At 22.3% G+C, this 16,062-nt stretch carries 13 protein-coding genes and 1 tRNA gene; 11 read left to right on the top strand and 3 right to left on the bottom strand.

What is annotated here, in order from left to right; all coding sequences use genetic code 4:
• Positions 1 to 61: 61 nt before the first annotated feature.
• The 7 genes from NPA14_RS01645 (at position 62) to NPA14_RS01615 (ending at position 9,054) form a co-directional block, all read left to right on the top strand.
• Complete coding sequence (locus NPA14_RS01645) at positions 62 to 1,408, top strand: MAG3090 family protein (RefSeq protein ID WP_257075632.1); 1,347 nt, start codon at positions 62 to 64, stop codon at positions 1,406 to 1,408.
• Between the two features lie 87 nt (positions 1,409 to 1,495).
• Positions 1,496 to 2,857 (top strand): glycine--tRNA ligase, encoded by a 1,362-nt coding sequence (locus NPA14_RS01640; protein ID WP_257075631.1) that lies wholly within the window; start codon positions 1,496 to 1,498, stop codon positions 2,855 to 2,857.
• Positions 2,858 to 2,893: 36 nt separating this feature from the next.
• Positions 2,894 to 4,777, top strand: a complete 1,884-nt coding sequence (gene dnaG, locus NPA14_RS01635) for a DNA primase (protein ID WP_257075630.1) — start codon at positions 2,894 to 2,896, stop codon at positions 4,775 to 4,777.
• Positions 4,777 to 6,417, top strand: coding sequence for an RNA polymerase sigma factor (locus NPA14_RS01630; protein WP_257075629.1), 1,641 nt, complete (start codon positions 4,777 to 4,779; stop codon positions 6,415 to 6,417). The genes dnaG and NPA14_RS01630 overlap by 1 nt, the downstream gene beginning before the upstream one ends.
• 9 nt (positions 6,418 to 6,426) lie before the next feature.
• On the top strand, positions 6,427 to 7,215 hold the full coding sequence (locus NPA14_RS01625; protein ID WP_257075628.1) for a Nif3-like dinuclear metal center hexameric protein: 789 nt from the start codon (positions 6,427 to 6,429) through the stop codon (positions 7,213 to 7,215).
• 58 nt (positions 7,216 to 7,273) lie between these two features.
• Positions 7,274 to 7,534, top strand: coding sequence for a DUF2188 domain-containing protein (locus NPA14_RS01620; protein WP_257075627.1), 261 nt, complete (start codon positions 7,274 to 7,276; stop codon positions 7,532 to 7,534).
• A gap of 14 nt (positions 7,535 to 7,548) precedes the next feature.
• Positions 7,549 to 9,054: a phospholipase D-like domain-containing protein gene (locus NPA14_RS01615; protein WP_257075626.1), complete on the top strand. Its 1,506-nt coding sequence runs from the start codon at positions 7,549 to 7,551 to the stop codon at positions 9,052 to 9,054.
• Positions 9,055 to 9,091: 37 nt separating this feature from the next.
• Here NPA14_RS01615 and NPA14_RS01610 read toward each other — a convergent pair whose 3' ends face one another.
• Positions 9,092 to 9,589 (bottom strand): redoxin domain-containing protein, encoded by a 498-nt coding sequence (locus NPA14_RS01610; RefSeq protein ID WP_257075625.1) that lies wholly within the window; start codon positions 9,587 to 9,589, stop codon positions 9,092 to 9,094.
• 103 nt (positions 9,590 to 9,692) lie between these two features.
• A complete protein-coding gene (locus NPA14_RS01605; protein ID WP_257075624.1) occupies positions 9,693 to 10,583 on the bottom strand; it encodes an MSC_0882 family membrane protein in 891 nt (296 codons plus the stop codon).
• A 158-nt stretch (positions 10,584 to 10,741) separates the two neighbouring features.
• On the opposite strand from NPA14_RS01605, the gene NPA14_RS01600 reads away from it, so the two are divergent.
• The 4 genes from NPA14_RS01600 (at position 10,742) to NPA14_RS01585 (ending at position 14,749) form a co-directional block, all read left to right on the top strand.
• Positions 10,742 to 10,815: transfer RNA gene (locus tag NPA14_RS01600), tRNA-Gly, on the top strand.
• 158 nt (positions 10,816 to 10,973) lie between these two features.
• Positions 10,974 to 13,655: an isoleucine--tRNA ligase gene (gene ileS / locus NPA14_RS01595; protein ID WP_257075623.1), complete on the top strand. Its 2,682-nt coding sequence runs from the start codon at positions 10,974 to 10,976 to the stop codon at positions 13,653 to 13,655.
• On the top strand, positions 13,639 to 14,334 hold the full coding sequence (locus NPA14_RS01590) for a signal peptidase II (protein WP_257075622.1): 696 nt from the start codon (positions 13,639 to 13,641) through the stop codon (positions 14,332 to 14,334). The genes ileS and NPA14_RS01590 overlap by 17 nt, the downstream gene beginning before the upstream one ends.
• The gene (locus tag NPA14_RS01585) at positions 14,327 to 14,749 is read left to right on the top strand and encodes a DNA starvation/stationary phase protection protein (protein ID WP_257075621.1); all 423 of its coding nucleotides are present in this window, start codon (positions 14,327 to 14,329) and stop codon (positions 14,747 to 14,749) included. Before NPA14_RS01590 ends, NPA14_RS01585 begins: the two co-directional genes overlap by 8 nt.
• Before the next feature lie 438 nt (positions 14,750 to 15,187).
• Here NPA14_RS01585 and NPA14_RS01580 read toward each other — a convergent pair whose 3' ends face one another.
• Positions 15,188 to 16,057 carry a DegV family protein gene (locus NPA14_RS01580; RefSeq protein ID WP_257075619.1) on the bottom strand — a complete coding sequence of 290 codons (870 nt, stop codon included), beginning with the start codon at positions 16,055 to 16,057 and terminating at the stop codon, positions 15,188 to 15,190.
• Between the last annotated feature and the right edge of the window lie 5 nt (positions 16,058 to 16,062).

Raw genomic sequence — 16,062 nt, 5'->3', positions numbered from 1 at the left:
TATTATAGTGATTAATTTATTATTTTTAATAAAATAAAAATAAAATTTAAAAAGGATTATTATGAAAAGACTTATATGTTACTTTGAACCAAAACAAGATTCAACTTATCCTTGATTATTAAAACATCCAAAATTAAAAAATGGATTAGCTAAATTTAAAACTAGATCTGAAGCTATTAAATGATATATGCTTCTTAAATTTGAAACTTCAATTTGATTTCATAATGACAACAAAATTTTTGGTGGACAATTAACTATTGATAACGAAGAAAATGATTGAAATAATTATATTAAAATTAAAGGTTTTGACGGCGGCGAAACTTATGAAGGACTTTGTCAAGAATTTGGAATTAGCCCAACTACTTTTCAAGTTAATTATGATCATTTAAAAAGTGAAACACAAGAATTAGATTTTGTATTATTGCATGATCCAAACAATTATTTTCCTCCTGAGTTAGAAATAGCTAAAAAATCACGTAAGGAAATGGTTGACTTAGAACAAGTAAATCAATTAAAAGCAAAATACGAAGAACAAATAAATAATTTACAACAAGAATTAGAAAACAAAGAAAACACTACCGAATATATTATTAAAGAAAACAAACCTGGCTATACTGTAGTTTATAAAGAATTCGCAAAATTAGAAACAAATAAAAAATTAGATTCATTAGCTTTATACTTAACAAAATTACGTCAATTAGATAAAATTTTAGAAGTTCAAAATATTTCTAAAGAAGATTATTTAAGAATTTCACAAAATTTTGATCATTTAAATGACAATGTTACAACGATAACAAATTTTGAAAATGAAGAAATTAAAGAACTTATATTTAAAGTACATAAACTTATAATAAAAGTACAGGAAAGTATTTTATCAAAATTAAAAATTGATGATAATTTTGCAAATTTACCTGAATTTTTTGCTTATTATTATAACGAAGAAAAAGAACAAAAAATCTCTTTAGCATATGAAACATCTTTTGTTTTAGTTGGTTTAGAACACATTGGTTTTGTAAAAGAAAATCTTTATGATTATCCAGTAGATTATATAATTGATCCTTCTAAATACGGTGTAGCAATTATTAATGATCTAAATGAATTAGTTAAAGAAGTTTCTGATGTTGTTCAAGAGCAAAATATAGCAGAAACAGTTTCAAAAGAAACACCTAAAGAATTTTCTCCAACAGTTAATACATTATTTATGCCAGAATTTTGAACAGGCAAACAACAAACAACTGATATTGAATATATTACAAAAACTCAATTAGTTTTAGATGATACTAATAGAAAAGAAGTAAGTAAAACAAGAAAAATAGTTAAATATATTTTACTTTTAGTTGCTATAGGTATTACAATAGGAATAATTTTAGGAATTTTACAATTAGCAGGAGTTTATAATTTTTACTAAAATTAATTAAAGTTTAATAAAAAGGCCTTGTTGGCTTTTTTATCTTTTTATAAAATATTAAAACAATCAAAAAAGGATTAATTCATAATGACAAATAAAGAAAAAAATATGCAAACATTAATTAATCATCTTAAAAATAGTGGTTATATTTTCCAAGGCAGTGAAATATATGGTGGATTATCAAACACTTGAGATTATGGCCCTTTAGGAAGTATTTTAAAAGATAATTTAGCAAAACTTTGAAAAAAAGAATTTATTACTAAAGAAAAAAATAATTATTTGTTAGATACTAAAATATTAATGAATCCACAAGTGTGAGTAACATCAGGACATGTGGGAAATTTTAGTGATCCTTTAATTGAGAATTTAAATAATGGTAAAAGATATAGAGCCGATAAATTAGTTCAAGAAATAAATGAAAATTTAATTCCTGAAAAAATGACCAATGCTGAAATAAAACAATTTTTAGAAATAAATATGCCTGTTTATGAAAATGTTAAAACAAAATGAAGTGATATTAAAAAATTTAATTTAATGTTTGAAACTAAACAAGGGGTAGTAGAAGATAATAAAAGTCTTATTTATCTTAGACCTGAAACAACCCAAGGAATAATGATAAATTTTAAAAATGTACTTCGAAGCATGAGAGCTAAATTACCAATGGGTATTGGCCAAATTGGAAAAAGTTTTAGAAATGAAGTAACTCCAGGAAATTTTATTTTTAGAACTAGAGAATTTGAACAAATGGAATTAGAGGTTTTTTGTCACCCTCAAGAAGCAAAAGATATTTTTAAATTTTATGTCAATAAATGTTTTGAATTTGTAAAAAAATTAGGTATTAAAGAAGAAAATCTTAGAATAAGAGAGCATACAAAAGATGAATTAGCCCACTATTCTGATGCTACTAGCGATATTGAATTTTTATTTCCTTTCGGTTGAGGAGAATTATTAGGAATAGCTAATAGAACTGATTTTGACTTAAAGGCACATATGCAAGCTACTGGAGAATCTTTAGAATATCTTGATCCTACTACAGATGAAAAATATATTCCTTATGTTATTGAACCATCAATGGGCTTAGACAGATTATTATTGTCTATAATAATTGATGCATTTGAAATAGAAACATTAGAAAATGATGAAACTAGAATAATTCTAAAATTAGCAAATCATTTAGCTCCATATAAATTTGCTGTTTTACCTTTAGTTAAAAAATTAAATGAAAAAGCTTTAAGCATTTATAATGAACTTATTGATTTAGGCATTTCAGTTATATACGATGAAAACGGTTCTATAGGAAAAAGATATCGTAGACAAGATTCTATTGGTACTCCTTATTGTTTAACAATTGATTTTGATACTTTGAATGATCAAATGGTAACTTTAAGAAATCGTGATACAATGAAACAAATCAGAATTTCAATTTCAGATTTAAAAAATTATTTTTAATTAAGATACTAAATAAAATTAAATGAAGGTGATTAAATGAATAATACTTTTTATTCATATTTATTAAATAAAGTTGATATTGTCGAAGTTATTGGACAATATTTAACATTAACAAAAAAAGGCAGAAGTTATGTATGTCTATGTCCTTTTCATGCAGATTCAGATCCTTCATTAACTATTTCGCCTGAAAAACAGATTTTTAAATGTTTTGTTTGTTTGGCTGGTGGTAATGCTATTACTTTTATAGAAAAATATAAAAAAATTTCACGCTTAGAAGCTTTAGAAATATTGGCATATAAATATAATTTTGATATTTCACATTTAAAAAATATCAATAAAATTAGTTTATATAACGATAAAGAATTAGAACAAATCGATTTTTTAAATAGATTAAATTCCTTTTTTAAATTAGAACTTAAATTAAAGTTAAAAAATGATTATCAACTAAAAGAATTTTTTGAAAAACGTTTTTTGAATCAAGAAATAATTGATTATTTTGACATAGGTTATGCTAATTTCGATAGTTTTAAAAATATATTTCATTCAGAATTAACAAATAATGATGATATTTTATATGAAACTAACATTTTAAATATAAATAATAATTTTACCTTTAATAATAGAATAACTTTTGCAATAAAAGATCAAAATCATTCAATTATAGGATTTAGTGCCAGAGTTATAAAAGAAGGTAGTCCTAAATATTTAAATAGTGCCGAAAGTTCCTTATTTCAAAAATCAACAATTTTGTATAATTATGCAAATGCTATTGAAAATAGTTTAGATAATAAATTAATTTTATGTGAAGGTTTTTTTGATGTAATAGCCTTATATAAAGTTGGTTTTAAAAATGCTATTGCATTAATGGGAACAGCTTTAACTAATGAACATTATCATTTACTTAAAGACAAAAAAATTATTCTTTTTCTTGATGGAGATAATGCAGGTATTAAAGCAACTATTAAAATTAGTCATTTTTTAATAAAAAATAATATATCTTTTGATGTTGTTGTTAATACTTCACAAATGGATCCAGATGAATTGTTAAATCACAAAGGAGAAAATTATTTAAAAAACTTAATTAATAATTCTTCAAATGGTTTAGATTATTTATATGATTTTTTTGTTAAAGAAAATAATTTAATTCCTAACGAATCTAATTCTTTAAATAGCATAAAAAATTTTGTGGAGCAAATTTCAGAATATTTAATATTTTTACCACAAAATTTAATTGATTTTTATTCTAAAAAAATTGACAAAGAATTTAATTTTAATTTAAATCTAAAATCAAAAAATAATTCTAAAGTGACAAATTTAAAATCTACATTTAATGATTATGTAGACAAAAACGAAAATATTAATTCAAGTCAGAAAATACTATTTAATAAAAAAAATAAAAATAAATTTTCTACTGATAATAAATGAATAGATACTTTATTTTATCTAGTTTTAAATCATCCTTTTTTAAAAGACATATTTATTTATTCAGTGGAAAATGAACTTAATGGTAAATTAATTAATGAAAATTCTATAAATAGAAAAGAATATGAATTTATCTTTGAATACATAAAAAATAATAATGATTATAATATTTGACCAAATGAAGTAACTAAATATTTTAATGACATAAATATTAATTCCTTTTTTGATGATATAGGAATAGCTTATGAAAAACAAGCAATAAAAAATAATTCCACAAAAGAAGAATTGTTAATTGCTACTTTAAAAGAATTAATTAAAATTAATAAAAAAATATTAGATTTAGACACAACCAAATTAACTGACAAAGTAAATAATAGTTTTACTAAAGTATTTAGTGATCATAATAGTTCAACTTTAAAAAATGTAATAAATAACGCCTACAATAAAGCTAGAAACGTTATTTCTGACGCTAATAAAAATGAGGAGGAAAAAGTTTAATGGCTAAAAATAAAACAATTCAAACAAACGATTCAGAATTAACAGTTGTTATTGATTTATTAAAAAAATATGCTAAAAAGAAAAAGAAAAAATTATTAAGTCAAGAAGAGGTTTTTGAATATTTGACTAAAATACAAGTAGAAATTCCAGATGAACAAATGGATCAAATGCTAAGTCTATTAATTAATCATAATATAATGATTGACGAAAGTGATAGTGGCGATTATGATTTCATTAATAGCGATGATTTAGACTTAGATTCATTAAAAGAAATTTCTATTTTAGATGAAATTGATAATATTGATATTGATAAAGAATTACTAAATATTGAAGATGAAAAACTTATTGATGATGAAAATTTAGATATTTCCAATACTGATTTTGACTTTGATGATGATTATGATGACGATGATTATTATGAAGAAGAAGAAAATAAATTAAGTAAGAAAAATCAGCATAATGATGATGACTATAATAATTCCTATGATAATGAAGTATCAGATTATTTAGATGACTATTCATATGATTATGATGATTATGAAGATGATATTTATAGTTATGATGATGAAGATGATTATTCAGATGAAAAAAGTTATGCTGAGGACGAAGAAGACGAATATAACAACGACGATAACAAAAATAAAGAAGCTAAAAAAAATAAAGTAAATAGTTTGGAATTAGAAGATTTTGAAGATAAAGATATTACTTTAGATTTGGAAGAAGATAATAAAAAAAGCGCTAAAGAATTAAGAAATAAATTAACCGAAACTAATGATATAGTTAAATGATATATGCGTTGAATTGGTAAGTATGGAAAATTATTAACCAAAGAAGAAGAAGAAAAATTAGCTATTGAAATGGGTAAAGGTGGATTTAAAGGTAAAAGAGCAAGAGATAAGTTAATAAAAAGAAATTTACGTTTAGTAATTAATAATGCTAAAAAATATAAAAATCGTGGTTTAAGTTTTATTGATTTAATTTCAGAAGGCAATTCTGGTATTTTAAAAGCAGTAAAAAAATATAATGTTCAAACGGGTTTTAAATTTTCAACATATGCTACTTGATGAATTAGACAAGCTATTACTAGAGCAGTAGCAGATCAAGCCAGAACAATTCGTGTTCCTGTTCACATGGTTGAAACAATAAATAAATTAAGTAAAGTAGAAAGAGAATTACAGCAAGAATTAGGAAATCAACCAACTGATGAACAAATAGCAGAAAGATTTGGACCGGGTTACGATGCTGAAAAAGTTCGTTATATAAGAAAAATTAATATAGATCCTATTTCTTTGGATAAACAAATAGGTAAAGAAAATGATTCGTCATTTAGTGACTTTGTTAAAGATGAAAATGTTGTTAATCCTGTTGATTATGCAACAAACGAAGAATTAATCGAAAATCTTAATTCAATATTAAAAAAAGTCTTAGACGCTAGTGAATATGAATTAATTTGTAAACGTTATGGCGTGGGTGAAAATCCAAATGACAATAATAATAAATATCGTGTACATACTTTAGAAGAATTATCTCAAGAAAGAGGAGTTTCTAAAGAAAGAATTAGACAAATAGAAAATAAGATTCTCAAAAAAATTAAAAATAATTCTGTTTACGGTAAATTATTAAAAGATTTTTCAAGATAATATATTGTTATGCAAATAAGAAAATTAACTAATTATTTATTAAATTTATATCCACTTGAAAATAAAGAAATTTGAGATCCATCTGGTTTTTCAGTTAAATTTAACTTATCAGAAAAATTAAATGGAGTTGTTAGCTCAATAGATTTAACAAAAGAAGTTTTAGAAAAAGCTTTAGAAATAAATGCTAATTTAATTTTAGTTCATCATCCTTTTAAATTTTATCAAACTTGAGAAGATGAATTTTTACATGCTCCTTATAAAAAAGAAATTCTTGATAAACTAAAAGATAAAAGAATTAACGTTTTAGCATTACATACTAATTTTGATTCAGCTGCTTTTGGAACTTCAAAAAGAATAGCAGCCCAATTAGGTTTATCTAATCAAATTATTAATAATGATGATAAATATGCTGCAGTGCTTGAAACTTCAATTAAAATGAACGATTTAATTTCTTTAATTAAAAACGAATTAAATTTGCATTCTTTTAGAACTAATTTAAAGGATAATTATAATGATTTATTGTTGAAAAAAATAGTTATATTATCTGGTTCTGGATATATAGTTGATGTTAATAAACATTTTTATCAAGGAGCTGATTTAATAATTACCAGTGATATAAAATGAAGTGACTGAATTAATTATCAACAACTTAAAGTTCCTATTTTAGAAATTCCACACTTGGATGAACAAGTTTTTGCCATTACTTTAAATAATCAAATCAATCAATTTTCAAAAAACAAACAAACAAATTTTAAAAATATAATTCACCTTTTAGATCAACCATATAAAAATATTTAATTTCTTAATTTTTATTAAATAATATAATTATTTATATAGGACTATAATAAGGAGAAATATGGCTAAAATAATTGAAACAGAAAATGAAAAAAAAGAAGTTAAAAATTACCATGTTACACCTAAAAAAGGCAGTGATGAATGACAAGTAAAAGGAAGTGGTAATGAAAGAGCCACAAAATTATTTCCTACTCAAAAAGAAGCAATAGCATATGCTAGATCATTAGCTGAAAAAAGATCTGGAACAGTTTATGTACACGGAGAAAATGGACGTGTAAGAGATTCATATAAATATGCTAATAAAAAAACATCTACTAAATAATAATTTATTTAATTATGAAGAAATCTTTTAACTGAATTATTTACATTTTAGAAATATTATTATTTCTTGCTTTAGTTGCAGGAATATTATATTTTACATTTGTATCCACAGTTCATTTCTTCATTTTTTTTACTTTTTTAGCATATTTAATTAATCTTATTATTGCATTAACTATTTTTAGTCAATTCAGACCTGCTTCTTCTAAATTATCTTGATTAATTTTCTTTTTTCTTTTTCCAGTGGTTGGAGTATTATTTTATCTAACTTTTGGTAATAAATATAAAAACAAAAAAGAAAAAAAAATGATTAAAGATAAAATCTTTAATTTAAATAATTATAGTGAACAATTTAAAAACTTTTTAGTTAAAGAAGACAATTTAGATTATTTCAAACAACTAAATAAAAGTTTAATTTTACCAGGAAATTATCAATTTTATCAATATACTAGTGATTATTTCAATGAATTATTTCAACAATTAAAAAAAGCCAAAAAGACTATTTTTATAATGTCATACATTATTAAACCTGGTGAAATTTTACAAGAATTATTAGATATATTAATTGAAAGAGCCAGTAGAGGAATAAAAATTTATTGATTAATTGACGATTTTGGCCGTACTTTAACTAGTAAAAATAAATATTTTAAAGAACTGTTGATTAATGGCAATATTGAAATTATTTTTATTTCTAAATTGGTTTATCCTTTTATTCATTCTCAAAATTTTTATCGCAATCATCAAAAATTCTATATTATTGATCAAAAAATTGTTTTTGCTGGTGGTTGCAATATAAGTGATGAATACATAAGTTTATCAAAAAAATATGGAGATTGAATTGATCTTAATTATAAACTTACTGGTTTAGCTATTAATTCTTATATTTTACAATTTATTAGATCATGATATTTATGATCTAATAAAAATACTAATTTAAATGTGTTACCTTCAAATTACTTTAATTTAACTAATAATGAAATAAATAATGCAAATTCTATTTTAACTACTGATTCTCCAGTGTACGATTCTAGTTATTTAGAATACAATCTTTTAGGATTAATAACTAAAGCTAAAAAAACTATTAAAATAGTTACTCCTTATTTTTCTGTACCCGATTCATTATTTAATGCTTTGAAAATAATGTTGTTTTCTAATGTTGAAATAGAAGTATATTTTCCAGGTTATGCAGACAAACAACTAATTTGAAATAGTAGTATAAATTCTTTAATTAAATTAGAGGAATATGGATTAAAAATATATTTATATAAAGATACTTTTATTCATTCTAAATGCGGTTTAATCGATGATGAAATAGCTTTTTTTGGTTCTTCAAACATGGATATGCGTTCTATGTATGCTCAATATGAATTAATGGATATTATCACTGGTTCAGCAGTAATAGATTTAAAAAATATAATTGAAAATTATAAATCTAAATCAGTTTTATTTAATAAGAAAATTCACATGACAAAACAAACTCCTATTAAAAAAATTTTTTATGATTTAATTAGACCGATTGCCTAAAATAATAAAAAATACAACATTTAAGTTGTATTTTTTATTATTCATATTTAATTAATTCTTTAGTAAATAATTCAAAATCTACTTGATCTTTAACTTCAGAGTTAATTTGTTTATAAAGAACTTTGTTATTTTCGTCTAATATAAAAATAGCTCTTGCATTAATGTGTAATTCATCTATCAACAAACCTAATTGATTAGAAACTTCTTTATTATAATAATCAGAATACATTTCAACATTTCCTGTAGGATGCATATTTTTATAATCAATTAATGCGGTAGGTAAATCTACAGAAAAAGAAATATAATCAAAATTAGGATGTTTTTCACTAATTTTACCCAATTCTAAAATTTGTAAATCACAAACTGAAGTATTAATAGATGGGAAAACAGTTAAAACAGCATATTTATGAGTTCTTTCTGCTTCGGCTTGAGCAAAAGTTCCCGCTTTAGCTCCAACAAGTTTTAATTGTTGTCCTAATTCTACTTCGTTGCCTTGTAAATGTAGTGTTTTACCACCCATTGTAATAGTTCTCATTATTACTCCTTTTTTATTAAATTGTTATTATATATTAAGTTTACCACCAAAAAGTGTTTTTTTATCCTTTTTTTTATATAAAAAAACGTTTTTTAACAAACGTTTATTTTTTTCTTCTAATTACTTTTTTTCAAAATAATATTAGAACTACTAGTATAGGTAATAAAATAGTTAGTAATACACAAACAATATAAATTTTAACTCATAATTTATTACGATCATTTTTTTCTTTGCTTGTTGCATTAATTAACTCTGTTGCTTTTTCTGAAAAATTAACTTCTATGTCACTAAGTCTTTTTTTATCAATTAAACTAATAATTGTATAAAAGACTACTACAGCAATTAGTATTGCACAATTTATAATACATAAATTTATAGTATTTCCAAAAGCATTATCTAAAATTAATTTTCAATCGATTTTTAAATTAAATACTTCGCTATCTTTTCCTATTTCTCAAACACCACTTGTGTAAATACCATAAAGAATTAAAGTAAATATTCCTAAATAGGTAATGATAAAAATAGATATTCATAGTAAATTAACATTTTTCAAAATAATTTTTTTATATGTTATATAAAAAATATGATCATATGAATAATCGCCATTTCTAGTTGAATTTTTCATATTTTTAATAGTTTTATCTCATTTTATTTTTTCAATAAAGTTTTTTAAGCAAAAAACAAGAGAGAAAAACATTATAAAACCCAATAAAACTAAATATCCGTCATATTTTTGATTAAATATTCAACCTACTTCTAAATATATTAAAATAAATAAAATGCTACTAATTATAAAAAATAAAAGAGAAAACAAAGTTAAAAATAATTTTAATCTTTGTTCAATTTTTACTACTTTATAAGTTGAAGAACTTAAAATTTTATCTGGGTCTGTATAAACTTTTTTTTGATTATCAAAAATTTTAAAATTTTTTTCATTTTTGATAATTTCAATATTTTCAGTATTTTCAATTGGATTGTATTTATTTTCCTGCATAATATAAAATTAACCTCTATTAATTAACATTTATTATTTAATTATAAATGAAGAAAAAAATATATGTAAAATATTAATTTTTTTAATAATATTTTTTTAAATTTATTTAATATTTTTCAAAAATATAAAAATTATTATATTATAATATTACTGAACATGGAGATGTAGTTCAATGGTAGAACTTCAGCCTTCCAAGCTGACTATGCGGGTTCGATTCCCGTCATCTCCTCCATTTCTTTTTTAAGATCTAACAGTGCTAATATTAGCATTGTTTTTTATTTATTTTAAGTGCTTTTAAATTTGAGTTATTGTTTTATAATTATGCTAGTTGTTATTTAATATATTAATATATATTAAAATTTTTTATTTAAGAAATTTATAGGAGAAAAAATGTCTGAAAAAAATTATAAAGATAGTTTAAATATGCCTAAAACATCTTTTGAAATGAAAGCTAATTTAACTGAAAAAGAACCATTATTTAGACAATTTTGATTAGATAATAAAATTTATCAAAAAAGATTACAATTAAACAAAAATAATTTAAGTTTTATTTTACATGATGGTCCGCCATACGCGAATGGTAATTTGCATATTGGACATGCTTTAAATAAAATTTTAAAAGACATTATTGTTCGTTATAAATCTCTTAGAGGATATTATTCGCCCTTTGTTGCTGGATGAGATACTCATGGAATGCCTATTGAACACAAAATGCTTGAAGTTCTTAATTTAGACGTTAAAAAAACCGATTCATTATTAATTAGAGAAAAAGCAGCACAATATGCGTTAGAACAAGTAGAAATACAAAAAGAACAATTTAAACAAATGCAATTATTAACTGATTTTTCTAAATATTATGTAACTTTAGACACTAATTTTGTTGTACAACAACTAAAATTATTTAAAAAAATGGTGTTTGACGGATTAATTTATAAAGGACTTAAACCGGTATATTGATCGCCTTCTTCTCAAAGTGCTTTAGCAGAAGCTGAAGTAGAATACAAAGATATTATTTCTCCTTCAATTTTTGTAGCTTTAAAAATAATTGATAATAAAAACAGTCAATTAATACAAAATGGAGATGAATTAATTATTTGAACTACTACTCCATGAACATTATTAGCAAACGCTGCAGTGGCTGTTGGTTTAGATATTAAATATAGTAGAGTTAAAGTTGATGAGCGTATTTTTATAGTAGCAAATGATTTAATAGAAAGTTTAAAAAATAAATTAAATTGAACAAATTTAGAAATAATTAATACTTTCAATGCGAATGAATTACTTAAATTAGAATATCAAAGTCCTCTTAATAATTTAATTGCTCCTATTGTGTTAGGGCATCATGTTTCAGCTCAAAATGGAACAGGGTTAGTGCATATTGCTCCATTATTTGGTGAAGATGATTTTAAAATAGGAATTAAAAATAATTTACAAATGATTATGCATGTTAATGATAACGGCGTTATTAATGAAAATGGTTTAAAATATGAAAATATTTTTTATGAAAAAGCAAATGAATTTATTATTCAAGATTTATTAAATGCACAAAAATTAATAAAAGCTGATAAAATTAATCACCAATATCCTCATGATTGAAGAACACATAAACCTATTCTATTTAGAGGAACTCCACAATGATTTGTTTCAATTGATAAAATAAAAGAAAAAATTGTTAATCAACTTTCAAATGTTAAAACATATCCAGATTGAGCTTTAAAAAGATTAACTAATATGATTATTGATCGTAATGATTGAACTATTTCAAGACAAAGAAGTTGAGGTGTTCCAATAATTATTTTTTATGATCAAGATAATAAACCAGTTATTAAAGAAGAAATTTTTGATTATGTAATTAATTTAATCCAAAAAGAAGGTCCTAATATTTGATGATCTAAAAAAACCAATGATTTATTACCTGAAAGATATAGAAATTTAAACTATACCAAGGAAAGCGACATAATGGATGTTTGATTTGATTCGGGATCAACTTCTTTTGCTGTAAATATAGATGAAAATATTAAAGCTCCTTATGATTTATATTTAGAAGGAAGTGATCAATATAGAGGATGATTTAATTCATCATTAATCAACTCTGTAGCATATCAAAACGTAGCTCCGTATAAAGAATTAGTTAGTCATGGTTTTGTATTAGATCAAAATGGTACTAAAATGTCTAAATCTAAAGGTAATACAGTTGATCCTTTAGCAGTTATTAAAAAATACGGGGCCGATATATTAAGATTATGAGTAGCTAATAGCGAATATACAAATGATGTAACCATTGGTGATAACATTTTAAATCAAAACAGTGAAATTTATCGTAAATTTAGAAACACTATTAAATTTATGTTAGGTAATTTAAATGGATTTACTTATGATCCTAATCTTAAAAGAACAGGTGTTCATGCTTACATAAAAGAACAATTAGCAGAAATTAAAAAACAAGTTATTGAAGCATACGATGAATATAAATTTATAAATGTAGTTAAAATTTTAAATAATTATGTTATTGAACTATCCTCATTTTATTTAAATATATCTAAAGATGTTTTATATGTAGAAGAATTCAATTCATTAAATAGATTAATGATTTTAACAAATATATATGAAATTCTTGATTTTTTAATTATTGCTTTAGCTCCGATTTTACCTACAACAGCTGAAGATGCTTATAAATATTTTGATAAATTAGATAAAAAAGAATCTGTTCATTTAGAAAGTTTAAATGTTGTTGAAGAAATTAATTATGAATTAATTACTCAATGAAAAGAATTTTTTGAATTTAGAAATCTTATTAATATCAAATTAGAACAAGCTATTCAAAATAATTTAATCAAAAGAACCAATGAAGCTAAATTAATTATTAATACAAATAGTGAATTTATTAAATCTTTAGATTTAAAACAATTACTAATGGTAGGATTGTTAGAATTTGGTAATGAATTAAAAGTTGAAACATTTACTTCTCAAAAATGTTTAAGATGTTGAAACCACTTTTTACCTATTTTAATAAAAGATGATTTATGTCCTTTATGTTTTAAAATAATGGAACAATATGAAAAACAAAATTAAGATTTTTTTTTCTCAGAATTGAATTAAATTAAAAAAAATACATATAAATAAATTTATCTTTTATCGTCAAAATTATAAAAATTTAATTTATAAATATTTATTGTTTATAATTATTTTAGTTGTCTTTTTACTATTAGATCAATTAACTAAAACGTTTTTGTTTGAATGAAATGATACTCATACTGATGGAACATTTATTGTTAAAGCAGATTTAGGAATTATAGGGATTAGATCAATAGGGCATAGAGGAGTAACTATTTTACCTTGAAAAGATAACACTTTAGTTATAGCTCTTATACAAACTATTAGCATATTGATGATACTTATCTTTTTTAGTGTTCCTTTTTATAGTGATAAAAAAATCTTAATCATAATTGTAGCCTTAATTTCCTCTGGGGCTGCTGGTAATATGCTTGATCGCTTCTTTTTTGAAGGAGGAATGGTTAAAGATATTTTGTTTATTCCTTTTTTAGAAAAATGAAGAGGAAAACAATTAGGCACTTTTAATTTAGCTGATGTTTTTGTTTTTTTAGGGGCAATTAGTTATATTATTTATTTTCTTTTGATTATTTTTAAAACAAAAAAAGAAACTAAAAATAGTAATGAAAATGAACAATTTTTAAATTCTAATCAAGATGAAAATTATCAACAAAATGTTGAAAAGGATAAAAATGAATAAAAATATTGAATTATTAAAAATTTTGCAATCTACTTTATTATTATTAGCTATTAAAATTAAAAATTTTCATTGAAATTTAAAAGATATCAATTTTTTTGAAACACATGAAGAATTAGATAAATTTTTTGATCAAACTAATGAACAAATAGATGCAGTGGCAGAAAAAATAGTTATGTTAGACAATTTAGCTATTGGCAGCTTTGAAGAAGCAAAAAAAATATCTTTAATTAATGAACATGTTTCACAAAAAGTTAATGGTAATTATGTTTTTGAAACTTTGATTAATGATTTACAAACACTTATTAATTTCTTCGATACAAATTCTTCAGAGTGAAATTTTCTTGTTCAACCTTTAATAGATGAAGTGATTATGTTTGCACATGAATGACAATGAAAATTTAAAGCATCAAAATAATAAAAAGAATGATTTATTATAAAATACCTTCAAAATTTGCTAATTAAAAAGATATAATTTTCTTTATTTAGTAAACTTTGAAGGTATTTTTTAATTTTATTTATAAATACATTAAAATAATTTTTAAAAAACTAAGCAAAAAATTAAATAAATATTTAAAAATTTTTTATATATTACTAATAAAAATTTATAAGAATTCTATCATATAAAGATTTTATTAGAAAATAGTTTTAAATAAAAAAATGAATTGAAAACATAAAATTGAATTTAAAAGATAAAAAAGTAAAAAACAAATAACAAAAAATAAAATACGTTTTTGATATAAAACAAAACGTATTTAAAAAGAATTTATTATATTTATTTTTCAATACTAAATAAAAAATTAATATAAGTGTTTTTATTTAGTATTAAATTATATGTATCTATTTTAAACATTTTTTAAATTTCTAATTTAGGCATTATACTAATTGCTACAGCATCAGGACCTGTGTGAACAGCAATTACAGAAGTGTTTAATTTTTCATTATTAAATGTAATTTGTTTATTACTAAATAAATTTTTTATTTCTTCATTAATGATTTTATTAATTCCATATATAAAATTAATTTCAAATTTTGCTAATAATTCATTAACTGAAGAATTTTTAACTTTGGCTAATAATTTGTCAATTATTTGTAATGCTGCTCCTTTGTATCCTCTAGCTATACCAGCAGGAGAATTATCGTTTAAATGAAATTTAATATAAGGTGTTAATTTCATTTTTGAAACTGATTTTAATAAAAATTTTTTTAAATTAGAAATTCTGCCGCCATTAATTAAATAATTTAAATCTGTTGGAATAATATAAGTTTCTGTAGTTAAAGAAATTTTATTAATTTCTTTTTGAATATTTTCGATAGTTTTATTTTCTTGAAAAAGTTTATCAATATATTTAATTGCTGATAAATATTGATTTGCAACAAAACGATTTTTTAAAATATAAAAATTTTTATAATCTTGAGTAAAGTTATTTGCGGCAGACATTGCCCCAGATAAAGTTTCAGCAATAGGTAAATATACAACTATATCATATTCTTGGCACATTTTTTTTATTATATTTTCCATTAATTGCAAATTAGGCAATGAAGTTTTAACGTTTTTACTTTTTTCAATAATTTCTAACAGTTCTTTTTTTGTTAAATCTATTCCATCATTATAAATATTACCATCAGCTTCTACTATAAAAGGGAAATAACCATAACCTAATTGTTGAGCTTCTTTTTGATTAATACAAGAAAAAGAATCTAAAATATACCCTATTTTTTTCATATATT

It is taken from the genome of Mycoplasma sp. 1018B, assembly GCF_024582675.1.
GTDB lineage: Bacteria > Bacillota_I > Bacilli_A > Mycoplasmatales > Metamycoplasmataceae > Mycoplasmopsis.
Note: the sequence above shows the minus strand (reverse complement) of the source record. Positions and strands in the feature narration are given on the sequence as shown.